Annotated in this window: 24 protein-coding genes and 1 pseudogene; 15 read left to right on the top strand and 10 right to left on the bottom strand. The window is 57.3% G+C overall.

The annotated features are described in order from the left end of the window. Positions 1-11: 11 nt before the first annotated feature. Genes MMW58_RS04300 through MMW58_RS04285 form a run of 4 tightly spaced genes read right to left on the bottom strand, consistent with a single transcriptional unit; the run spans position 12 to position 2,422 of the window. Complete coding sequence (locus tag MMW58_RS04300; protein WP_159237131.1) at positions 12-761, bottom strand: SDR family oxidoreductase; 750 nt, start codon at positions 759-761, stop codon at positions 12-14. Continuing rightward, positions 761-1,783, bottom strand: coding sequence for an aromatic ring-hydroxylating oxygenase subunit alpha (locus MMW58_RS04295; protein ID WP_045857094.1), 1,023 nt, complete (start codon positions 1,781-1,783; stop codon positions 761-763). Before MMW58_RS04295 ends, MMW58_RS04300 begins: the two co-directional genes overlap by 1 nt. A gap of 10 nt (positions 1,784-1,793) precedes the next feature. Further along, positions 1,794-2,102 carry a recombinase-like helix-turn-helix domain-containing protein gene (locus tag MMW58_RS04290; RefSeq protein WP_045857092.1) on the bottom strand — a complete coding sequence of 103 codons (309 nt, stop codon included), beginning with the start codon at positions 2,100-2,102 and terminating at the stop codon, positions 1,794-1,796. Further along, positions 2,099-2,422, bottom strand: a complete 324-nt coding sequence (locus MMW58_RS04285; protein WP_041147189.1) for a Rieske (2Fe-2S) protein — start codon at positions 2,420-2,422, stop codon at positions 2,099-2,101. Before MMW58_RS04285 ends, MMW58_RS04290 begins: the two co-directional genes overlap by 4 nt. Before the next feature lie 428 nt (positions 2,423-2,850). Between MMW58_RS04285 and MMW58_RS04280 the strand changes: the two genes are divergently transcribed. Continuing rightward, a complete protein-coding gene (locus tag MMW58_RS04280; protein ID WP_241722772.1) occupies positions 2,851-4,062 on the top strand; it encodes an MFS transporter in 1,212 nt (403 codons plus the stop codon). Between the two features lie 3 nt (positions 4,063-4,065). Here the strand turns inward: MMW58_RS04280 and speB are convergent, their stop codons facing one another. From speB to MMW58_RS30235, 4 genes and pseudogenes are all read right to left on the bottom strand, one after another. Further along, positions 4,066-4,986, bottom strand: coding sequence for an agmatinase (speB, locus tag MMW58_RS04275; RefSeq protein WP_076946678.1), 921 nt, complete (start codon positions 4,984-4,986; stop codon positions 4,066-4,068). Positions 4,987-5,189: 203 nt separating this feature from the next. Continuing rightward, positions 5,190-7,166: a biosynthetic arginine decarboxylase gene (gene speA, locus MMW58_RS04270; protein WP_133600969.1), complete on the bottom strand. Its 1,977-nt coding sequence runs from the start codon at positions 7,164-7,166 to the stop codon at positions 5,190-5,192. 8 nt (positions 7,167-7,174) lie between these two features. Continuing rightward, positions 7,175-7,306, bottom strand: coding sequence for an acid stress response protein YqgB (gene yqgB / locus MMW58_RS04265; RefSeq protein ID WP_133600968.1), 132 nt, complete (start codon positions 7,304-7,306; stop codon positions 7,175-7,177). An 88-nt stretch (positions 7,307-7,394) separates the two neighbouring features. Beyond that, positions 7,395-7,490, bottom strand: a pseudogene (locus MMW58_RS30235) (hypothetical protein); the annotation flags it as partial. Between the two features lie 517 nt (positions 7,491-8,007). Here MMW58_RS30235 and metK point away from each other — a divergent pair. The 8 genes from metK to ruvX all read left to right on the top strand — a co-directional run bounded on the left by metK (position 8,008) and on the right by ruvX (position 15,549). Beyond that, entirely contained in the window at positions 8,008-9,162 is a 1,155-nt protein-coding gene (gene metK, locus MMW58_RS04260; RefSeq protein ID WP_045857082.1) for a methionine adenosyltransferase, read from the top strand. Positions 9,163-9,554: 392 nt separating this feature from the next. Beyond that, complete coding sequence (locus MMW58_RS04255; protein WP_123708801.1) at positions 9,555-10,949, top strand: sugar porter family MFS transporter; 1,395 nt, start codon at positions 9,555-9,557, stop codon at positions 10,947-10,949. A 78-nt stretch (positions 10,950-11,027) separates the two neighbouring features. Then, on the top strand, positions 11,028-11,528 hold the full coding sequence (locus MMW58_RS04250; RefSeq protein WP_133600966.1) for a SprT family zinc-dependent metalloprotease: 501 nt from the start codon (positions 11,028-11,030) through the stop codon (positions 11,526-11,528). Between the two features lie 94 nt (positions 11,529-11,622). Then, positions 11,623-12,330, top strand: a complete 708-nt coding sequence (gene endA / locus MMW58_RS04245; RefSeq protein ID WP_241722771.1) for a deoxyribonuclease I — start codon at positions 11,623-11,625, stop codon at positions 12,328-12,330. 93 nt (positions 12,331-12,423) lie between these two features. Further along, positions 12,424-13,155: a 16S rRNA (uracil(1498)-N(3))-methyltransferase gene (rsmE, locus tag MMW58_RS04240; RefSeq protein WP_133600964.1), complete on the top strand. Its 732-nt coding sequence runs from the start codon at positions 12,424-12,426 to the stop codon at positions 13,153-13,155. A gap of 20 nt (positions 13,156-13,175) precedes the next feature. Next, positions 13,176-14,123: a glutathione synthase gene (gene gshB, locus MMW58_RS04235; RefSeq protein WP_076946673.1), complete on the top strand. Its 948-nt coding sequence runs from the start codon at positions 13,176-13,178 to the stop codon at positions 14,121-14,123. 446 nt (positions 14,124-14,569) lie between these two features. Next, positions 14,570-15,133 (top strand): YqgE/AlgH family protein, encoded by a 564-nt coding sequence (locus MMW58_RS04230; protein ID WP_041147199.1) that lies wholly within the window; start codon positions 14,570-14,572, stop codon positions 15,131-15,133. Then, positions 15,133-15,549, top strand: coding sequence for a Holliday junction resolvase RuvX (ruvX, locus tag MMW58_RS04225; RefSeq protein ID WP_041147200.1), 417 nt, complete (start codon positions 15,133-15,135; stop codon positions 15,547-15,549). The genes MMW58_RS04230 and ruvX overlap by 1 nt, the downstream gene beginning before the upstream one ends. Positions 15,550-15,593: 44 nt before the next feature. Here ruvX and MMW58_RS04220 read toward each other — a convergent pair whose 3' ends face one another. Beyond that, positions 15,594-16,247, bottom strand: coding sequence for a LuxR C-terminal-related transcriptional regulator (locus tag MMW58_RS04220; protein ID WP_133600963.1), 654 nt, complete (start codon positions 16,245-16,247; stop codon positions 15,594-15,596). Positions 16,248-16,593: 346 nt separating this feature from the next. Then, on the bottom strand, positions 16,594-17,574 hold the full coding sequence (locus MMW58_RS04215) for a type IV pilus twitching motility protein PilT (protein ID WP_159237127.1): 981 nt from the start codon (positions 17,572-17,574) through the stop codon (positions 16,594-16,596). A 16-nt stretch (positions 17,575-17,590) separates the two neighbouring features. Here MMW58_RS04215 and MMW58_RS04210 point away from each other — a divergent pair, with 16 nt between their 5' ends. The 6 genes from MMW58_RS04210 (at position 17,591) to MMW58_RS04185 (ending at position 22,277) form a co-directional block, all read left to right on the top strand. Next, complete coding sequence (locus MMW58_RS04210; protein WP_133600961.1) at positions 17,591-18,295, top strand: YggS family pyridoxal phosphate-dependent enzyme; 705 nt, start codon at positions 17,591-17,593, stop codon at positions 18,293-18,295. 17 nt (positions 18,296-18,312) lie between these two features. After that, positions 18,313-18,879 carry a YggT family protein gene (locus tag MMW58_RS04205; RefSeq protein ID WP_041147204.1) on the top strand — a complete coding sequence of 189 codons (567 nt, stop codon included), beginning with the start codon at positions 18,313-18,315 and terminating at the stop codon, positions 18,877-18,879. Beyond that, entirely contained in the window at positions 18,876-19,166 is a 291-nt protein-coding gene (gene yggU / locus MMW58_RS04200; protein WP_041147205.1) for a DUF167 family protein YggU, read from the top strand. Before MMW58_RS04205 ends, yggU begins: the two co-directional genes overlap by 4 nt. Before the next feature lie 26 nt (positions 19,167-19,192). Then, complete coding sequence (locus MMW58_RS04195) at positions 19,193-19,786, top strand: XTP/dITP diphosphatase (protein WP_045857059.1); 594 nt, start codon at positions 19,193-19,195, stop codon at positions 19,784-19,786. After that, positions 19,779-20,918 (top strand): radical SAM family heme chaperone HemW, encoded by a 1,140-nt coding sequence (gene hemW / locus MMW58_RS04190; protein ID WP_133600960.1) that lies wholly within the window; start codon positions 19,779-19,781, stop codon positions 20,916-20,918. Before MMW58_RS04195 ends, hemW begins: the two co-directional genes overlap by 8 nt. A 312-nt stretch (positions 20,919-21,230) precedes the next feature. Further along, positions 21,231-22,277, top strand: coding sequence for an ABC transporter substrate-binding protein (locus tag MMW58_RS04185; protein WP_159237124.1), 1,047 nt, complete (start codon positions 21,231-21,233; stop codon positions 22,275-22,277). Positions 22,278-22,292 lie beyond the last annotated feature (15 nt).

The following is a 22,292-nucleotide window of genomic DNA, read 5'->3' as shown; positions in this document are numbered from 1 at the left end:
GCCTCGCCTCTTTAGTTAAAAACAAATCCGCCGTTGACCGGGATCAGCTGTCCGGTGATAAACCGCGACAGCTCGCTGAGCAGCCACACCACGCTGCCGGTAACATCCTCCGGCTGCTGGGCGCCGCTCAGAGCCCGGCCGTTCTCATACAGCTGATGACGTTCAGCCGGAACGTACTCGGTGGCCTCAACGCGGGTCAGCCCCGGGGCGATAGCGTTGATGCGAATGCGCTTCTCCCCGAGCTCCCGCGCCATTGAGCGGGTCATGGCGATCACCGCGCCTTTGCTGGCTACGTAGGCCATCAGACGCGGCGCGCCCCACAGCGCGGTGTCCGACGCCACGTTAACGATCCCGCTGCCTTCACGCAGCAGCGGCACCGCCGCCCGGGTCACCAGCCAGGTGCCTTTGACGTTAACCGACATCACCCGATCCCACAGATCCGGATCGTAATCGATCATATTTTTGCCGCCGACGCCGGTGGCCATCGCGGCGTTATTCACCAGTCCGTCAATAGGACCTCGTTCGCCAATCGCGCTAAACGCCTGCGCGATTGAGCGCGGATCGGCCAGATCGATAGCGTAAGACTCGATGGCAAAACCTTGTTCACTGAGCCCATGCGCGCTCTCGGCCAGTTGGCCCTCGAGGATGTCGCACATCACGACCTTCGCCCCCTGCTCCGCGCAGGCTTTGGCGAAGTGATAGCCCAGCCCGCGCGCGGCCCCGGTCACCACGATACGTTTTCCGTTCAGCAGCCCGTTCATCAGGCGGCGCCCTGCTGTTCTTCGCGCGCCGCCAGCTGCTCTTTGGCCGCTTTTTGCATCATGCGGCGCAGGCGCGACAGCCCGACGTCGTGCTGATAGAGATATTCGTGGTCGCGGGCGTTCGGCGCCAGGCTCTCCAGCACCACGCGATCCTGCTCGAGCACTTCCCAGTGCAGTTTTTCCAGGCGGTTGCGGTACATGAAGCGCCACATATCGCGCTGCCAGCCCTGCACACCGCGGATACGCCAGAAAAAGACCCGACAGTTGTCGTTATCTTCCGGCACCACCATGCCGACGATAAAGAAGTGGCCTCCTGGCCCAAAGCGTTTCTGATACGGGATCGACAGGCGCATCCAGCAGGCGCCGCTATTGCCGAGCTCTACCCAGTCAAAGTTGACGCCGCTCTGCCCCTTCTTCTCAAAGATAAAGCCGGTTTTGGTCGGCTGCAGCACCATGTCCGCTTTACGCTCCCCTTCCGCCATCGAGTGCGAAGAGGAGTGCAGATAGGTACCGTGCATCGGGTCCATGACGTTTTCCAGCGCGTACTGATAGTTGCATTTCCACGCGGCGGTGCAGAGGAAGTTGCTGTATTTGTCGCCGTTAGCCAGCTCTTCCGGGAAGCTCAGCTCCTCCGGCTGCTGGTTCGCCGTGGCGCCAAACCATAAGAAGATCGCCCCGTGCGCTTCCTGAACGCTATAGCTGCGCACGCACTGCTGGCCCACCAGCGGACACTTGTCGACCGCCGGGACATCTTTCACTTCGCCGTTTCCCGCCACTTCCACGCCGTGATACCAGCAGGCGATGCGGTCGCCGAGGTTCCAGCCCATCGACAGGCGCGCGCCGCGGTGCGGGCAGCGGTCTTCCAGCGCCTGCAGCTGGCCGTCTTTATTACGCCAGATAACGATCTGCTCGCCGAGGCGGGTGATGCCCACCGGCGCGGACTGCACCTCCCAGCTTGCCAGCACCGGATACCACAGGCCGCGTAAACCTTTATCGAGATAGTTTTGTACCGTTGTCGTCATCGCTGTGTCCTCAGTATCCGTTTACCTGCAAAAAAGCCTCAAAGCTGGCTTCGCTCCACGGTTCGCCCTGCTGGTCGTGCATCCGGAGGTCGTTCAGCCCGTCCACCAGCTGCGTCAGGCTCTCTGCGCCCTGCTCAAACAGCCCTTCAAGGGTGGCGATAAGCTGCAGCTCCCAGCTCTCCGGAACGCGGCTGCGGGTCTGCCAGATAAGATTGGCGTAGTCGCCAGGCCGGTGGATATTGCCGTTTCCGCCCTCGGCGGGCGGCGTAAACTGGCGGCTTTCCGGCAGCGCCGGGTTGAAGTTCAGGGTTTCGCTCATGCCACGCTCTCCTCGATAAAAGTAATCTGGATCTGATTGTCGAATACCCGCACCGGGTAACGATTGAGGCTACGACCGCCCGGACCGTGCAGGCACTGACCGGTTTTCACATCGAATACCGCTTCGTGCAGCGGGCATTCAACCTTGCCGTCTTCCACAAAGCCCTGGCTTAACAGCGCGTAGGCATGGGGACACACGTCCTCCAGCGCGTAATACTCGCCATCAATCAGATAAATGCCGATCTCTTTACCGTCGATATTGCCGCTATAAGGGAAATCTTCCTGTACCTGCTCTGCGTCACATACGCCTATCCAGCTCATCACGATCCTCCAGGCTTTGTTTCATATATGAAACTCTGTTTCTTATTTAATACGGTCAATATAAAAGCGTTCAATCTTTCGTCAAGCGGCAATGTGAAGGATTTGTTAACCGATCGTGATTTAATTATCTAAGTGTGCAATCGATCACGAAAAATTGCGGCAATATGAAATTGTGATATTTAAAAGGGGGCATAAAAATAAATTAAGCAGGCGCTTAACTTTTCGAAAAAGACTATTGACTTCTTTTCCATACAATCATTAAAAATGATAAATCCGGCTAAACATCGAGTTTCACTGGTGAAACACTTTTCAATCAATATCTTTTAAAACAATGAGTTTCACCTGTGAATCATTTTACATACGTGACTATCACCGTTATTTAAAAATAGCGCCTTTGATTCATAAATGACCGGGAGAAAAGAATAATCATGACCGCAAGATGGCAGGGAACAATCGCGCTACTGTTGTTAATTATCATCTCTTATATTGACCGGGTAAATATCTCAGTAATGATACTTAACCCCGAATTTGCGGCCCACTTTCTGCTAAATGAAAACAGAATGTTACAGGGAATGCTGATGACCTGCTTTCTCGTGGGCTATGGGCTGTCGGCGCTACTCTTAACGCCGGTCATTGAAAACCGGCTGCACTATCGGCAGGGGCTATTAATCAGCATCGCTATCTGGGCCGCGGTGTGCGCCGTTTCTCCGCTGCTCGGCTCGCTGTTCGGAATGCTGATCGCCCGCGTTATTTTAGGTATTGCGGAGGGGCCGCTATTTTCACTTAAAACGCGCTTTATCAGCGACAGCTTCGCCGCCGGCGAGATCGGCAAACCGAACGCGGTTACCGCGCTCGGGGTCTCGCTGGGGCTGGCGGTGGGCTTCCCGCTGGTCACTTTTTTAATTGAGCATCAGGGGTGGCAAGGCTCTTTCTACAGCCTGGCCGCGCTGAACCTGCTGCTCGGCGGCGGGCTGATCTGGCGCTTCCTGCCGGCTCCTGCCGCGGCGGCGCAAAGGTCTCGCTCCGGCTTTAAGCAGACGTTTCAGCTGGCCTGGCGTACGCCGCTGCTCGGCTGGATCCTGCTGGTCGAGATCGCCACCCTCAGCTATCTGTGGGGCAGCAGCGCCTGGCTGCCGGCGTGGCTGCGCGACGAGCATCACTTCTCGCTACAGGCCACCGGCGTTCTGGCGGCGATCCCCTTTCTGCTCAGCCTGGGTTCAAAATTTCTTGGCGGCGTGCTGCTCGATAAAATGCGCCCCGAGCAGGCTCCGCTGCTGTTTATAAGCGGCGGTCTTCTGACGGCCTGCTCGATACTGGCGCTGATGCTCAGCCACCAGCCGGCGTGGCTGGCGCTGTTTATGCTGTCGGCCAATATCTTTTGGGGGCTTCAGGGGGCGGCGATACCGGCGGTGGTGCAGCATCACGCGGCGAGGGAGGCGGTTGGCAGCGCCTACGGCATCATTAACGGTATCGGCAATATCTGCGCGGCGTTTATCCCGCTGCTGATGGGGCTGGTGATGAAGTCGGTCGGGTCGGTCAGTTCAGGATTTTCGGTACTGGTGGCGTCACAGGTCGTTACCCTGCTTGCCGGAGGCGTGCTGCTGCTGCGCATGCGTCGCGCAGCAGCAGTGAGCGCTTAGGGCTTATTCGCCCTTTTTCGCCGCCTGGATATAGAGCATTTCCAGCGCCAGGGTCGCCGCCGCCAGGGCGGTGATCTCGGACTGATCGTAGGCCGGAGCCACTTCCACCACGTCCATGCCAACGATGTTCAGATCCTTCAGGCCGCGCACCAGCTTGATCGCGCGGTCCGAGGTCAGCCCACCGATCACCGGCGTACCGGTGCCCGGCGCAAACGCCGGATCCAGACAGTCAATGTCGAAGGTCAGATAGACCGGCATATCGCCAACGATCTGTTTGATCTGAGCGATAACGTCGTCAGCGCTGCGATCGTTAACCTGGCCCGCATCCAGCACGGTAAAGCCGTTGTCTTTGTCGAACTCGGTGCGGATACCGATCTGTACGGAATGGTTCGGATCGATCAGGCCTTCGTTCGGCGCGGTGTAGAACATGGTGCCGTGATCGAACTCGCAGCCGTTGGCGTAGGTGTCGGTATGGGCATCGAAATGCACCAGCGCCATTTTACCGAAATGCTTAGCGTGCGCGCGCAGCAGCGGCAGGGTGACGAAGTGATCGCCGCCGAAGGAGAGCATACGTTTCCCGGCCGCCAGCAGCTTCTCAGCGTGGGCCTGCAAACGTTCGCTCATGTCGCGCGCGTCGCCGAAGGCGTAAACCAGATCGCCGCAGTCGACAACGTTCAGACGCTCGCGCATGTCGAAGTTCCACGGGAAGCGGTTGCCTTCCCAGGCAAGGTTGGTGGAAACCTGACGGATCGCGGCAGGACCGTGACGCCCGCCCGCGCGGCCGGAGGTTGCCGCATCAAAAGGAACGCCGGTGATCACCCAGTCGGCGTCGCTGTCGTACGGCTGGAAGTTCAGCGGCAGACGCAAAAAACCAAACGCGTTAGAGACCAGGGAATTATCGTATTGATGACCTAAAGTGCTCATGGGTGTGACCTCTTTTTACAGGCGATAGTGTTAAAAATGCACATAAAAAAACCCCTCCGCGTCGTTAGGCCCGACGAGGAAGGGTTTGAATAGGGTGACTGCTTGTTGGGCGAATTATCGCCGTTAATGCCTGCGGGTTCAAGTCGGTATCGCGTTTGTGCGACCTGATGCCCCCTCCTTCACAAGAGAGGGCGCGCAGCATGTTACTCGTCTTCCAGATAAGTGTAGCCGTACAGGCCCGCTTCGAACTCTTCGAGGAACTGCTGCTGCAGCGCCTCGTCGAGACCGGAGTTTTTCACCTGATCGCGGAACTGGGTCAGCAGCGTGTTCGGATCCAGCTGCACGTACTGCAGCATATCCGCCACGGTATCTCCTTCGTCGGAGAGCTCAACTTCAACGCTGCCGTCAGGGAAGACGAACACGTCAACCGCTTCGGTATCACCGAACAGGTTGTGCATGTTGCCGAGGATCTCCTGGTAGGCGCCAACCATAAAGAAGCCCAGCATCGGCGGGTTATCAGGATCGTATTCCGGCATCGGCATGGTGGTGGCGATCCCATCTCCGTCGACGTAGTGATCGATAGCGCCGTCGGAGTCGCAGGTGATATCCAGCAGCACCGCGCGGCGCTCAGGCACCATGTTCAGCCCTTCCAGCGGCATCACCGGGAACAGCTGATCGATACCCCACGCGTCCGGCATCGACTGGAACAGGGAGAAGTTGACGTAAATTTTATCCGCCATCCGCTCCTGCAGCTCGTCAATGATTGGCCGGTGCGCGCGGTTGCTCGGGTCGAGCTGTTTCTGCACTTCGTGACACATGTTCAGATACAGCTGCTCCGCCCACGCGCGCTCCTGCAGGTTGAAGGTGCCGGAAGAGTAGCCGATATGAATATCGTGCAGGTCCATCTGGCTATCGTGTAGCCATTCGCGCAGCGAGCGGCGGTTGCCGGTCTCGTGCATCTCGAGCCAGGTTTCCCACATGCTCTGCAGCGGGCGCGCCGCATCTTCCGCAGGCGGGGTCGCCTCGGTGTATTCGTTACGCTCAACGCCGATGATGTTGGAGACCAGCACGGTATGGTGCGCGGTGACCGCACGCCCGGATTCGGTAATCACCGTCGGGTGCGGCAGGCCGTTCTCTTCGCAGGCGTCGCCGATCGCCCAGATGATGTTGTTCGCGTACTCGTTGAGGCCGTAGTTCACCGAGCAGTCGGACTGCGAGCGGGTGCCCTCATAGTCCACGCCCAGGCCGCCGCCGACGTCAAAGCACTGGATATTGACGCCCAGCTTATGCAGCTCGACGTAAAAGCGCGAGGATTCGCGCACGCCGGTGGCGATATCGCGAATGTTGGCCATCTGCGAGCCAAGGTGGAAGTGCAGCAGCTGCAGGCTTTCCAGATGCCCCGCCGCGCGCAGAATTTCAACCAGCTGCAGAACCTGCGTCGCCGCGAGGCCGAACTTGGATTTCTCGCCGCCGGAGGACTGCCATTTACCGGAGCCCTGCGAGGCTAAACGCGCGCGGACGCCAAGACGCGGCACCACGTTCAGGCGTGCGGCCTCTTCCAGCACGATGGCGATTTCCGACATCTTTTCGATGACCAGATAGACCTTGTGGCCCATCTTTTCGCCCACCAGCGCCAGGCGGATATATTCACGGTCTTTATAGCCGTTACAGACGATCACGCTGCGGGTCATGCCCGCGTGCGCCAGCACCGCCATCAGTTCGGCCTTTGAACCGGCTTCCAGGCCCAGCGGCTCGCCGGAGTGGATCAGCGACTCAATCACGCGACGATGCTGGTTAACCTTAATCGGGTAGACCAGGAAATAGTCGCCGTTATAGCCGTAGGACTCGCGCGCGCGCTTGAAGGCGGCGTTAATCGAGCGCAGGCGATGCTGCAGGATCTGCGGGAAGCAAAACAGTGCAGGCAGGCGCTGCCCCTGCGCTTCACGCGCTTTAACTAATTCGGCAAGATCGACGCGCGCTTGCGGTACGTCAGGATCCGGGCAAACGCTGATATGGCCCAGCTCGTTGACGTCGTAGTAGTTATTACCCCACCAGGCAATATTATAAGTACGTAGCATTTTGCTAGCTTCCTGGGAGCTCATCGCCACCTCCTGCATAGAACGTAGTACACCCTGTTCGCCTGCTGACGAAGGCGAAACCATAGACATGTCGTCAGACATAGCGAACCTCAATTTTTAATCATAAGTGTAAGACAGTTAACTACTATCGCAGTCCAAAGACGCGATAACAACCCATGAACAGTCCTAAACCCCAGCAGATAGTGCTGGCGCTGCGGCTGCGCGACCGGTTTCTTCTTCATATGATAATAAAACACGTACCCGAACGTAGTGTGACAGTCCGGAGAAACCACGAGAAAACCCTTGCAATAGCGGCAAGAGAGCCCTTGTTCAGTTTTCTGACGACCTTCCGGCCCTGGAATCCTGAGAAGCGCCGAGATGGGTAGAACATCGGCAGGTGTGCATGCAAGAGATGCAGATTGCGGGATAGTGACGCGCGACGGAACGACGCGACGAATCAGGTGAAAAACGTGGGTTCATTATCTGGTATCACCTCCACACTGCCCCGAAACGGGCCAGCGACAAGCCAAAGCTATCTATCTGGCAGCAGGCGCAAAGGCCGCTGCGGGATTCTGTCAATACAGAGTGCTTAACCCGGCTGGAAGTGGCGTCACGAGGTACTCTTCGTGCGCTGTCATAATGAGCCGTGCGCGGCGTTTTATACCGAGAAGCAGGCTAAAATGCAAAATAAAAATATGCGCGTTGCCGCATCTGGCAGGAAAAATTTCCACCGACTATTGCGCATAAATGCGATGCGCATCAAAAAAGTCTGGAAATGGGATTAAGATTTGACCTAAAATAGCCGTCCAGAAGTTAATCCGTCTATACTGATTAACACTCAGACTGCTCGTGTCACTACCTGCAGGCTTTGGTAGAATCATCCACCAAAGCTAATCCACACAACAGTATGAGCTATACGAATACTCCACAGGTAAAATAAAACATGGCAAAACACCTCTTTACGTCCGAGTCCGTATCAGAAGGGCATCCAGACAAAATTGCTGACCAAATCTCCGATGCCGTGCTTGACGCGATCCTGGAACAGGATCCGAAAGCCCGCGTCGCGTGTGAGACCTACGTCAAAACCGGCATGGTTTTGGTTGGCGGTGAAATCACCACCAGCGCATGGGTTGATATCGAAGAGATCACCCGTAATACGGTTCGTGAAATTGGCTACGTGCATTCCGATATGGGCTTTGATGCCAACTCCTGCGCCGTGCTGAGCGCAATCGGCAAGCAGTCTCCGGACATCAACCAGGGCGTTGACCGTGCCGATCCGCTCGAGCAGGGCGCGGGCGACCAGGGCCTGATGTTTGGCTATGCCACTAACGAGACCGACGTGCTGATGCCGGCGCCGATCACCTATGCTCACCGTCTGGTGCAGCGTCAGGCTGAAGTGCGTAAAAACGGCACGCTGCCGTGGCTGCGTCCGGATGCGAAGAGCCAGGTGACCTTCCAGTATGACGACGGCAAAATCGTCGGCATCGACGCGGTGGTCCTGTCGACCCAGCACGCGGAAGATATCGATCAGAAATCGCTGCAGGAAGCGGTGATGGAAGAGATCATCAAGCCGGTTCTGCCGACCGAATGGCTGAGCAGCGCCACCAAATTCTTTATCAACCCGACCGGTCGCTTTGTTATCGGCGGCCCGATGGGCGACTGCGGCCTGACCGGACGTAAAATCATCGTTGATACCTACGGCGGCATGGCTCGCCACGGCGGCGGCGCGTTCTCCGGTAAGGATCCGTCTAAAGTTGACCGCTCCGCGGCTTACGCAGCGCGCTATGTGGCGAAAAATATCGTTGCCGCAGGCCTGGCCGATCGCTGTGAGATTCAGGTTTCCTACGCAATCGGCGTGGCTGAACCGACCTCTATCATGGTTGAAACCTTCGGCACCGAAAAAATTGCGACCGAGCAGCTAACGCTGCTGGTGCGCGAATTCTTCGACCTGCGTCCGTACGGCCTGATCCAGATGCTGGATCTGCTGCACCCAATCTACAAAGAAACCGCGGCATACGGTCACTTTGGTCGCGAACATTTCCCATGGGAAAAAACCGACAAAGCCGCTCTGCTGCGCGAAGCTGCCGGCCTGAAATAACCGCGCGCTTTACCGTTTCAAAGGCCAGCCTCGTGCTGGCCTTTTTCTTTACCTCTTCCCCCCACTGCGCTCCGTGCTCCGCCGCCACCGGCTCCTGCAACACCAGATAATGAAAGCGATTACATAAGATTGGCAGCCATTCGTTAGCTCAGGTTCAGCGTTAATGAAGCAATCTGTCACAATGTTACATACTGTTTCAGGTAAGTCTGATTTGTGCTTTTTGTCGCGTCGACTAAACTCAAATACTACATTGATTTATATAAATATTTATTGATTACGTTTCTTTACCTTAGTGTAAGCGATTACACAGCCGTGATTGCAATCACATTTTTTTGCTACGCACTCCCCTACTCTAAGCAGCGACAGAATCAATAACTCAACTGGAGGGCGTTATGCCTGACAACAAAAAACAAGGGCGCTCGAACAAAACGATGACGTTCTTTGTCTGTTTCCTCGCCGCACTGGCTGGCCTGCTTTTTGGCCTTGATATCGGCGTCATTGCGGGTGCCCTACCCTTTATTGCCAACGAGTTTCAGATTACCGCTCACACTCAGGAATGGGTGGTGAGCTCGATGATGTTCGGCGCCGCGGTCGGTGCGGTCGGCAGCGGCTGGCTCTCCTTCAAGCTGGGCCGTAAGAAAAGCCTGATGATCGGCGCCATCCTGTTCGTTGCCGGCTCGCTGTGCTCCGCCGCCGCGCCGAACGTTGAAGTGCTGCTGATCTCCCGCGTACTGCTCGGCCTGGCGGTAGGCGTCGCTTCCTACACCGCCCCGCTGTACCTGTCGGAAATTGCGCCGGAGAAAATTCGCGGCAGCATGATCTCGATGTATCAGCTGATGATCACCATCGGTATTCTCGGCGCCTATCTGTCGGATACCGCGTTTAGCTACAGCGGCGCATGGCGCTGGATGCTCGGGGTCATAATCATCCCGGCCGTTCTGCTGCTGATTGGCGTCTTCTTCCTGCCGGACAGCCCGCGCTGGTTTGCCGCAAAACGCCGCTTTGTCGACGCTGAGCGCGTGCTGCTGCGCCTGCGTGATACCAGCGCGGAAGCCAAACGTGAGCTCGATGAAATCCGTGAAAGCCTGAAGGTCAAACAGTCCGGCTGGGAGCTGTTTAAAGAGAACAGCAACTTCCGCCGCGCGGTGTTCCTCGGGGTTCTGCTGCAGGTGATGCAGCAGTTCACCGGGATGAACGTCATCATGTACTACGCGCCAAAGATTTTTGAGCTGGCGGGCTACGCCAACACCACCGAGCAGATGTGGGGCACGGTCATCGTCGGCCTGACCAACGTGCTGGCGACCTTTATCGCGATCGGCCTGGTTGACCGCTGGGGCCGTAAGCCAACGCTGATCCTCGGCTTTATCGTCATGGCCGTCGGCATGGGCGTGCTGGGCAGCATGATGCATATCGGCATCCACTCCACGACCGCGCAGTACTTCTCCGTGCTGATGCTGCTGATGTTTATCGTCGGCTTCGCCATGAGCGCCGGCCCGCTGATCTGGGTCCTGTGTTCAGAAATCCAGCCGCTGAAGGGCCGCGATTTCGGCATCACCTGCTCCACGGCTACCAACTGGATTGCCAACATGATCGTCGGTGCGACCTTCCTGACCATGCTGAACTCGCTGGGCAGCGCGAACACCTTCTGGGTCTATGGCGGCCTGAACATCCTGTTCATCTTCCTGACCCTGTGGCTTATTCCGGAAACCAAAAACGTTTCGCTGGAACATATCGAACGTAACCTGATGAAGGGCCGTCCGCTGCGTGAAATCGGCGCTCGCGACTAGCCATCACCGCGCTTCCTCCCCCCGCGGGAGGAAGCTTCTTCTTGCTCTCCTCTCCTCACCGCACTATCCTCTGGCGCTATGAAGACGCCCCGAATTCCCATCGCTACGCAGCAGGCCGTAATGCGCAGCCTGCGGGAAAAACTCGCCCTCGCGAACCTCAAGCTTGAGCGCCGCTATCCGGAACCCGCGCTGGTCTATCAGCAGCGGGGAACCTCCGCTGGCACCGCCTGGCTGGAGAAGAATGAAATTCGCCTCAACCCGGTGCTGCTGCTGGAGAACCAGCAGGCGTTTATCGATGAGGTCGTGCCGCACGAGCTGGCGCACCTGCTGGTGTGGCAGCATTTTGGACGCGTGGCGCCGCACGGCAAAGAGTGGAAATGGATGATGGAAAACGTGCTGGAAGTGCCGGCCCGCCGCACCCACCGCTTCGAACTGGACTCCGTGCGGCAGAATACCTTCCCCTACCGCTGCCGGTGCCAGCAGCACCAGCTTACCGTTCGCCGTCACAACCGCGTGACGCGCGGCGAAGCCACCTACCGCTGCGTTCGCTGCGGCGATCTGCTGGTCGCCGAAGCGTAAATATCGGCTATAACTGGAAATTTTCTGATCTGACTGATTGCATCTGACAATCGCATTCGCTACGTTGCGGGCTCGTTTTGACACGGAGTTCACGATGTCCCGTACTCATATTTTTGCCGCAGCGCTTTTGACTGCGGCCTTTAGCGGTCACTCTATGGCCGAAGGGATCCACAGTTTTTCCCAGGCAAAAACCGCCGGAGTGAAGGTTAACGCCGACGCCCCCGGCGACTTCTACTGCGGCTGCAAAATCGACTGGCAGGGTAAAAAAGGCGTAATCAATCTACAATCCTGCGGCTATAAGGTGCGTAAAAACGAAAACCGCGCCGGCCGCGTCGAGTGGGAGCACGTCGTCCCGGCGTGGCAGTTTGGCCACCAGCGCCAGTGCTGGCAGGACGGCGGGCGTAAAAACTGCGCCAAAGATCCGGTATACCGCAGGATGGAAAGCGATATGCACAACCTGCAGCCGGCGGTTGGCGAAGTCAACGGCGACCGCGCTAACTATATGTACAGCCAGTGGAACGGCGGCGAGGGCCAGTACGGCCAGTGCGCGATGAAGGTCGATTTTAAAGAGAAGGTCGCCGAGCCGCCGGCGCGCGCGCGCGGCGCGATTGCGCGGACCTACTTCTATATGCGCGATAGCTATCAGCTCACCCTTTCCCGCCAGCAAACCCAGCTGTTTACCGCCTGGAATAAGACCTACCCGGTCACCCGCTGGGAGTGCGAACGCGATGAGCGTATCGCTAAAGTTCAGGGCAACCACAATCCTTACGTCCAGCAGGCTTGCCAGGCGCAAAAGAGCTAACCTACACTAGCGGCAATTGTTAATTTGCAGGTCCCGCTATTCTCCCGCCGCGGCGGGGAACCGGGGGCCTGCGCGAAGAACGGAATATCAAGCATGCGCACTCCCCGCATCCACCACCCTGAGCCGATTATCGTCGGTAGCCAGATAGCCCTTTCCGACGACGCGGCGAACCACGTTGGCCGCGTACTGCGAATGGGTAAAGGCCAGGCCATTCAGCTTTTTGACGGTAGTAATCAGGTATTTGCAGCCACAATCGTCGACGCGGGCAAGAAAAACGTGACGGTTGAGATCGTCAGCAGCGAGCGTGACGACCGCGAATCGCCGCTGCATATTCACCTCGGTCAGGTCATGTCGCGCGGCGAAAAGATGGAATTCACCATCCAGAAATCGATCGAGCTTGGGGTAAGCCTCATTACGCCACTGTTTTCCGAGCGCTGCGGGGTTAAACTGGATGCCGAACGCTTGCAGAAAAAGATCCAGCAGTGGCAGAAAATCGCCATTGCCGCCTGCGAGCAGAGCGGCCGCAACGTGGTGCCAGAGATTCGCCCGGCCATGCAGCTGGAGGCCTGGTGTGCGGAGCAGGATGATAGCCTGAAGCTGAACCTGCATCCTCGCGCCAGCGCCAGCATCAACACGCTGCCGCTGCCGGTCGAGCGCATTCGTCTGCTGATTGGCCCTGAAGGGGGGCTGTCAGCGGAAGAGATCGCGATGACCGCTCGTTACCAGTTTACTGATATTCTGTTGGGACCGCGCGTTCTGCGTACAGAGACAACTGCGCTAACCGCCATTACCGCGCTACAGGTGCGTTTTGGCGACTTAGGTTGAAGCGTTAACGGAGAATAATAATGATCAAGCTCGGCATCGTGATGGACCCCATCGCAACCATCAACATCAAGAAAGACACCAGCTTCGCCATGCTGCTGGAAGCCCAGCGTCGTGGCTACGAACTCCATTATATGGAGATGAACGACCTGTACTTAATCAACGGCGAAGCCCGCGCCCGTACGCGCACGCTGAGCGTAGAGCAGAATTACGATAAGTGGTACGAGTTCAGCGGTGAGCAGGATCTGCCGCTGGCGGATCTCGACGTGATTCTGATGCGTAAGGATCCGCCGTTCGATACCGAGTTCATTTATGCCACCTATATTCTGGAGCGCGCGGAAGATAAGGGGACGCTTATCGTCAACAAGCCGCAAAGCCTGCGCGACTGTAACGAGAAGCTGTTTACCGCCTGGTTTGCCGACCTGACGCCAGAAACGCTGGTCACCCGCAACAAGGCGCAGCTGAAAGCCTTCTGGGAAAAGCACGGCGATATTATTCTCAAGCCGCTGGACGGCATGGGCGGTTCCTCTATTTTCCGCGTGAAAGAGGGCGATCCTAACCTGCCGGTGATTGCGGAAACGCTGACCGATCTGGGCAGCCGCTACTGCATGGCGCAGAACTATCTGCCGGCCATCAAGGACGGTGATAAGCGCGTGCTGGTCGTCGACGGCGAGCCGGTTCCCTGGTGCCTGGCGCGTATTCCGCAGGGCGGAGAGACGCGCGGCAACCTGGCCGCCGGCGGTCGCGGCGAAGCCCGCCCGCTGACCGAGAGCGATTGGGAGATTGCGCGCCGCGTCGGCCCTACGCTGAAGGCCAAGGGCCTGATTTTCGTCGGTCTGGATATCATCGGCGATCGCCTGACGGAAATTAACGTCACCAGCCCAACCTGCGTACGCGAGATTGAGGCCGCCTTCCCGATCTCCATCACCGGGATGCTGATGGACGCCATCGAGAAGCGCCTCGCTAAGTAATCCGCGGCTTATGGATGAGCCGGTTGAAAACGCAGCGTCCTTGTTGCATCCGCAACCGGCCAGCTTGCTTCCACGAAAGCTTAAGAGTAAAGGGGCCAACGCCCCTTTACTCTTTTGCTCTTTTGTTCTTTTGTTCTTTTGTTCTTTTGTTCTTTTGTTCTCTTGCACTTTGCTCCTTGCTCTTCGCTTTTTACCCTTTATCTTTCGCTTTTTACTCTTCGCCCTTTTCGAACCGATAATCAGCCAAACTGATTCAACGAAAGATTTCAGGTTACAGGAAGGCGGCGACGCAGCGAGCGCCCGGGAGCATAGTTTACTATGTGACCGGGGCGAGTGAGGAAGCCAACGCACCTGTAGCGTGAAAGATAAAGTTGAATCGACAGGGCGGCACTTTGCCCGCATACTGAGTGCTGCTTTTTGAACCACCAGGAACAGAACCTCTGACAATGAATTTACAGCATCACTTTTTGATTGCCATGCCTGCTCTTCAGGACCCTATATTCCGCCGCTCCGTGGTTTATATCTGCGAGTACAACGATGACGGTGCCATGGGTATTATCGTCAACAAACCGCTGGAAAATCTGCAGATTGACGGGATCCTCGAGAAGCTGAAAATTGTCGCTGAGCCGCGCAATCCCGATATTCGCCTCGATAAGCCGGTCATGCTTGGCGGCCCGCTGGCGGAAGATCGCGGCTTTATTCTGCACTCGCCGCCCTCTGACTTCTCTTCCAGCATCCGTATTTCCGACAATACCGTGATCACCACGTCGCGGGACGTACTGGAAACTCTCGGTACCGATAAGCAGCCGAGCAACGTTCTGGTGGCGCTGGGCTACGCCTCCTGGGAAAAGGGACAGCTGGAGCAGGAGCTGCTCGATAACGCCTGGCTCACCGCCCCGGCGGATCAGAATATTTTGTTTAAAACGCCGATTGCCGATCGCTGGCGTGAAGCGGCAAAACTGATTGGGATCGATATTGTGACGATGCCCGGCGTTGCGGGGCACGCATAATGAGTGGAACCTTACTGGGCTTTGATTTTGGCACCAAAAGCATCGGCGTTGCGATTGGGCAACGCATTACCGGCACCGCCCGCCCGCTTCCTGCGCTCAAAGCACAGGACGGAAAGCCGGACTGGAACGTTATCGAAAAGCTGCTGAAAGAGTGGCAGCCTGAAGCCGTTATCGTCGGCCTGCCGCTGAATATGGACGGCACCGAGCAGCCGCTAACCGCGCGCGCGCGCAACTTCGCCAATAAAATTCACGGCCGCTTTGGGGTCAAGATAACCCTGCATGACGAGCGTCTGAGCACGGTGGAGGCCCGCGCGGGGCTCTTCGAGCACGGCGGGTTTCGCGCCTTGAATAAAGGCAGCGTCGACTCCGCCTCGGCGGTGGTTATTCTGGAAAGCTACTTCGAGCAGGGTTTTTAAGCCCCGACATGATGGCGCCGAGCCGGCGCCATCATCGTGACGACCTAGTGACGGAGATGCTCGTTAGCCCAGCTCACCGCCTGGGTACGATTCTTCACGCTCAGCTTGCGAAAGACGTTATAGAGATGAGTGCGCACCGTATTCTCGCTAATGAACAGCGCCCGGGCGATATCCATATTGGTCGCACCGCAGCGCAGTTCGTTTAAGATCTCACATTCCCGTTCCGTCAGCGGCGAGCTTTCCGCCGGCTCCGATGCATGATTCGCAGCGTACATCGCCGGGTGCATCACGCTCAATTCAGCCGTCTGTTCGCCGTTCAGCACGGCCTTAACGCCCTCAATTAAACGCGAGACGTCATCGTCATGGCGGAATACGCCGTAGAGCGCGGGCCACTGCGCCATCTCATAGAGCTCATACTTTTGTGCGCTGTTGATAATCAACAGGCGCGGGCTCTCTGCGTGCGATCGAATAATATCTCGCCACACGCCGTTCAGTTTTTTATTCGACACGGCAATATCAAACAATATTACACAGTCTTTCGCTAAGCGCTGCGTCAGCGGCTTATTGATATTATGCAGAGTTACTGCGATCGATAGGGTTTCCGCCAGTCCGCTGACAAAAGACTGACTCTGAATCGAGGGATGAGTAATAAAGATAATCTGACGAGAATGAGCACAATTACCTGATAAATTAATCACTTAAAACTCTCCTTAGCAAGCATCCACCATCATAGTGGTTAAATGAATTAAAAACAAAAAATCACATATTCATTAATAAACTGAAATAAATTTACATATTAAAAAAATATTTCATGGGAATCATCCTATCCCCACAAACAGCATAAGGTGAATTCATTAAAAGTGTCAAAAGATAATCTTATTTTTTTCCCATTTCTGCGAGGATAATGCCTAAGCCAATTCCAGACACTCATTATTTTGACGTAGTTATTTACGCTTGCCTATATTTAAAATCAATATCAAAGAACATTAATAAAACATTATGATAACAACAAACTGGCAGGATGACTGAATATAAAACCTCCGGCTACAGGCGACCTGCGGAGACACGCTGTTGAAAACTTTGCGTAAAAGTCTGCATTCCGCTCTGCTGTCCGGTCTGCATAACGCCGGGCAGCTGATGGGTTTTACCCTCACGGATCAAATTAGCCACCGCCGGGGTATTTACCAAAAGCTCGAATAGCGCAACTCTACCGCCAGATATATCCGGTAATAATTTTTGTGCCAGTACGGCGCATAAACTTCCCGCCAGCTGGCCGCGAACCTGCTCTTTTTCCTGGGCAGGAAAAACGTCAACCAGGCGCTCAACCGCCTGCGCCGCGCCGCGGGTATGCAGCGTGGCCATCACCAGGTGCCCGGTCTCCGCCGCCGTCAGCGCCAGGCGGATGGTCTCGCTGTCGCGCAGCTCGCCCAGCAGAATGACGTCCGGGTCCTGGCGCAGCGCCACCCGCAGCGCCGCCGCAAACGACGGCGCGTGGCGGCCAATTTCACGCTGCTGGACCAGGCAGCGCTCGCTGCCATGGACAAACTCCACCGGATCTTCAAGGGTCAGGATATGGCCGTCGAGGCGCTGATTGAGATAGCCGACCATCGCCGCGAGGGTGGTCGATTTACCGCTGCCGGTGGCGCCGGTCACGAGGATCAGCCCGCTCTCTTCATTGAGCAGCTCGGCTATCGCGGCGGGAACGCAGAGCTCATCAAGCCGCGGGCAGGCTTCCGGCAGCAGGCGCAGCGCCAGCGACAGCCCGCGCGTGTGGGCGAATGCGCTGGCGCGAAGGCGCGGCCCGCCGGGTAGCGCCAGCGCGAAATCAACCTGTCCGCTGGCCTGCCACTGCGCCTGCTGATCGTCATTGAGCCACTGCGCGAGTATTTTGCCGATCTCCGGCGACGTGAAGGGCGCGGGCTCCAGCCTCCCCTGACGACGCCAGCGCGGCGCCGAGGCATTGCACAGGTGTAGATCGGAGACGTTATGCTTTACACTAAGGGCCACTATTTCTTCCAGCTCCATAACTCATCCTCGGAATATGAACGATATTGCGCATAACCTGGCACAGGTCCGGGACAAAATCTCAGGCGCTGCCGCTCGCTGCGGCCGCTCGCCAGAAGAAGTTACGTTGCTTGCAGTCAGTAAAACCAAACCTGCGAGCGCGATCGAAGAAGCGGTGGCTGCTGGTCAGGTGGCTTTCGGTGAAAACTACGTTCAGGAAGGCGTGGAAAAAATTCGCCATTTTCAGGATGCCGGGGCTCACCATCTGCAGTGGCACTTTATTGGCCCGCTGCAGTCCAACAAAAGCCGTCTGGTGGCGGAGCATTTCGACTGGTGCCACACCGTCGACCGGCTGAAGATCGCCGCCCGCCTTAGCGAGCAGCGTCCGGCGCATCTGCCGCCGCTTAACGTGTTGATTCAAATTAATATCAGCGACGAGCAAAGCAAATCAGGGATCCCACCTGAGGAGCTGGATGCATTGGCGGCAGAGATCGATGCCCTGCCGCATCTGCAGCTGCGCGGATTAATGGCCATTCCGGCCCCTGAGTCAGAGTATGTAAGGCAGTTTGCCGTCGCCCAACAAATGGCGGTAGCATTTGCGCGACTGAAGGCGCACTACCCTGCGGTCGATACGCTGTCTCTGGGAATGTCGGATGATATGGAAGCCGCTATCGCGGCGGGAAGCACTATGGTGCGCATCGGTACCGCAATCTTCGGTGCGCGCGACTACAGCAAAAATTAAGGAATCTGAGGAACGCCATGAAGACGTTGACTTTCCTGCTTTCAACGGTCATTGAACTCTACACCATGATCATGTTGTTACGCGTCTGGATGCAGTGGGCACGCTGCGACTTTTACAACCCCTTCTCGCAGTTTGTAGTGAAGGCAACCCAGCCTGTCGTTGGGCCGCTGCGCCGTATTATCCCGGCCCTGGGGCCGCTCGACAGCGCCTCGATGCTGCTGGCCTTTATTCTCTGCGTCATCAAAGCCATCGTGCTGTTTATGGTGGTCACCTTCCAGCCGATCATCTGGATTTCCGCGCTGCTGATCCTGATTAAGACTATCGGCCTGCTGATTTTCTGGGTGCTGCTGCTGATGGCGATTATGAGCTGGGTAAGCCAGGGCCGCAGCCCGGTTGAATACGTGCTGATGCAGCTCGCCGACCCGCTGCTGCGCCCTATTCGCAAGCTGCTGCCGTCAATGGGCGGGATCGACTTCTCGCCGATGGTGCTGGTTCTGCTGCTGTACGTGATTAACATGGGCATTTCCGAACTGCTTCAGGCAACCGGTAACGTGCTGCTTCCGGGGCTGTGGATGGCGCTATGAGTGCCGTCGAAGCCTGCGCCGACGGGCTGGTTTTGCGGCTGTATATTCAGCCCAAGGCCAGCCGTGATAGCATCGTTGGTTTACATGGCGACGAGCTCAAAGTCGCCATTACCGCCCCGCCCGTTGATGGTCAGGCAAACGCCCATCTGATTAAGTTCCTCGCCAAACAGTTTCGCGTCGCGAAAAGCCAGGTGCTTCTTGAAAAAGGCGAACTGGGCCGGCACAAGCAGATAAAAATAATTAACCCGCAACAGATCCCGACTCAGGTCGCGGCGCTGACAGAATAAGAGCCTGGCTCTATACAGGATTAATCATGCAAAAAGTTGTTCTCGCCACCGGCAATGCCGGAAAGGTCCGCGAGCTGGCCTCGCTGCTGGAAGATTTTGGTCTGAATATCGTTGCTCAAACCGAGCTGGGAGTCGATAACGCCGAAGAAACCGGGCTGACCTTTATCGAAAACGCCATTCTGAAGGCGCGCCATGCCGCAGAGATTACCGGTCTGCCGGCGATTGCCGATGACTCCGGCCTGGCGGTCGATGCGCTCGGCGGCGCGCCGGGGATCTACTCCGCGCGCTACTCCGGCGAAGGCGCCAGCGACCAGCAGAACCTGGAAAAGCTGCTCGCCGCCCTGGGCGACGTTCCCGACGATAAGCGCCAGGCGCAGTTCCACTGCGTGCTGGTCTACCTGCGCCATGCCGCGGACCCAACGCCGATTGTTTGTCACGGTAGCTGGCCGGGCGTGATTGCCCGCAGCGCGGCAGGCAGCGGCGGCTTTGGCTACGATCCTATTTTCTTTGTTCCGTCTGAGGGTAAAACCGCGGCGGAGCTGAGTCGTGAAGAAAAAAGCGCGATATCCCACCGCGGGCGCGCGCTGAAACTGTTACTGGAAGCATTACGTAATGGCTAATTTGCCACCTCTGAGCCTGTATATTCACATCCCGTGGTGCGTGCAGAAGTGCCCGTACTGCGATTTTAACTCGCACGCATTGAAGGGCGAGGTGCCGCACGACGACTACGTGCAGCACCTGCTCAACGATCTGCGGGCCGACGCGCACTACGCCCAGGGCCGTGAAGTCAGGACTATTTTTATCGGTGGCGGTACGCCTAGCCTGCTCTCCGGGCCGGCGATGCAGACGCTGCTCGACGGCGTTCGCGCCTGCCTGCCGCTGGCCGCCGACGCCGAGATCACCATGGAGGCCAATCCCGGCACCGTGGAAGCCGATCGCTTTGTTGAGTATCAGCGCGCGGGGGTCAACCGGATCTCCATCGGCGTGCAAAGCTTTAGCGAGGCAAAGCTGCAGCGCCTGGGACGTATTCACGGCCCTGACGAGGCGAAACGCGCGGCGCACCTGGCCACCGGCCTCGGCCTGCGCAGCTTCAACCTTGACCTGATGCACGGCCTGCCGGACCAGTCGCTGGATGAAGCGCTGGACGATCTGCGCCAGGCCATCGAGCTCAACCCGCCGCACCTGTCGTGGTATCAGCTGACGATTGAGCCAAATACCCTGTTCGGCTCCCGTCCGCCGGTGCTGCCGGATGACGATGCGCTGTGGGATATTTTTGAACAGGGGCATCAGCTGCTGACGGCAGCAGGCTATCAGCAGTATGAAACCTCCGCCTACGCCAAACCCGGCTACCAGTGCCAGCACAATCTTAACTACTGGCGCTTTGGCGACTACCTCGGCATCGGCTGCGGGGCGCACGGTAAGGTGACGTTCCCTGACGGACGCATTCTGCGTACGGCAAAAACGCGCCATCCGCGCGGCTACATGGAAGGCCGCTACCTTGAGCGCCAGCACGACGTCGAGGCGGCGGATAAGCCGTTCGAGTTCTTTATGAACCGTTTCCGCCTGCTGGAAGCCGCGCCGCGCGCCGAGTTCAGCCGCTATACCGGCCTTGATGAGAACGTGATTCGCCCGCAAATTGCCGCCGCCATCGCCCAGGGCTACCTGGCTGAGGACGCACACTGCTGGCAGATAACCGAGCACGGCAAGCTGTTTTTAAACTCGCTGCTGGAGCTGTTCCTGAGCGAAGATTAAGCATCCGGGCGGCCCTTCGCCGCCCGTTTTTTCCCGCACGCCCCCTCTTCTCACCGTTGTTTTTCCCTCCGCGCTTCGGTCAAAGCGCCTGCTCCTTTTTTATTCAGATCTTTGCAGCCAATCACAAATACACATCGATATTTTTCCATTTCTTGACTCCTTTTTTGCACGGTGGTAATCCTGCTTCATCGGTTGAGCAAATGTAAAACCGAAGTATCCTACATGTGAATTATTGGTAACTCTTATTAAAAAAGTCTTTATGACGTCGGCCCATGCCGGCGGGCTCAAGCATATAAAAAAGAGGGTAAGGCAATGAATTACCGTAAAGTTTTTATCGCACTTGCAACAATATCCGCCGGCATTACCGCTTCAGCACAGGCAGCGGAATCCGCCACGGTCGCCTTTTTAATGCCCGACCAGGCATCGACGCGCTACGAGCAGCATGATTTTCCCGGCTTCAAGGCGGAGATGAGCAAACTGTGCGCCGACTGCAAGGTCATTTATCAAAACGCCAACGCCAGCGCCACCCTGCAGCAGCAGCAGTTCAACTCGGTGATTGCCCAGGGCGCGAAAATCATCGTTCTCGATCCGGTGGACTCTTCCGCCGCCGCTGCGCTGGTCGCCAACGCCCAGGCGCAGGATGTCAAAGTGATCGCCTACGATCGCCCCATCCCGGCGAAACCGGCAGATTTCTACGTCTCGTTTGATAACGAAGGGATTGGCTATGCCATCTCTAAATCCTTAACCAGCCATCTGAAAGAGATCGGCGTGCCGCAGGATGCCGGCGTGCTGCAAATCAACGGCTCCCCTACCGACGCGGCGGCGGGGCTGATCCGCGACGGTATCCACCGCGGCCTGAAGGAGTCGGGCTACAAAACCCTGGCAGAATTTGATACGCCGGAATGGGCGCCGCCAAAAGCGCAGGAGTGGGCTGCCGGGCAGATAACCCGCTTTGGCGACAAAATTAAAGGCGTGGTTGCCGCCAACGACGGCACCGGCGGCGGGGCGATTGCCGCCTTCAAAGCCGCTGGCGTACAGCCGGTACCGCCGGTCACCGGCAATGATGCCACCATCGCCGCACTGCAGCTCATTATTGCCGGCGACCAGTACAACACCATCTCCAAACCGTCTGAGATCGTTGCGGCGGCGGCGGCAAAAGTAGCCGTTGAGTTTATTCAGGGTAAGAAGCCGCAGGCCAGCACCACCCTGTACAACACCCCTTCGCAGCTCTTCACCCCGGCGGTGATCACCGCGAAAAATATTAAAGCGGAAATCTTCGATAAGAAGATCCAGACCTACGCTCAGGTTTGTACCGGCGAATACGCCGCAGCCTGCCAGAAGTTAGGCATCGAAAAGTAATTTTGCCACGCGCCC

Source organism: Klebsiella sp. HC6, assembly GCF_022605325.1.
GTDB lineage: Bacteria > Pseudomonadota > Gammaproteobacteria > Enterobacterales > Enterobacteriaceae > Klebsiella > Klebsiella terrigena.
The sequence above is the reverse complement of the archived record's forward strand: the minus strand, read 5'-3'. Positions and strand labels throughout refer to the sequence as shown.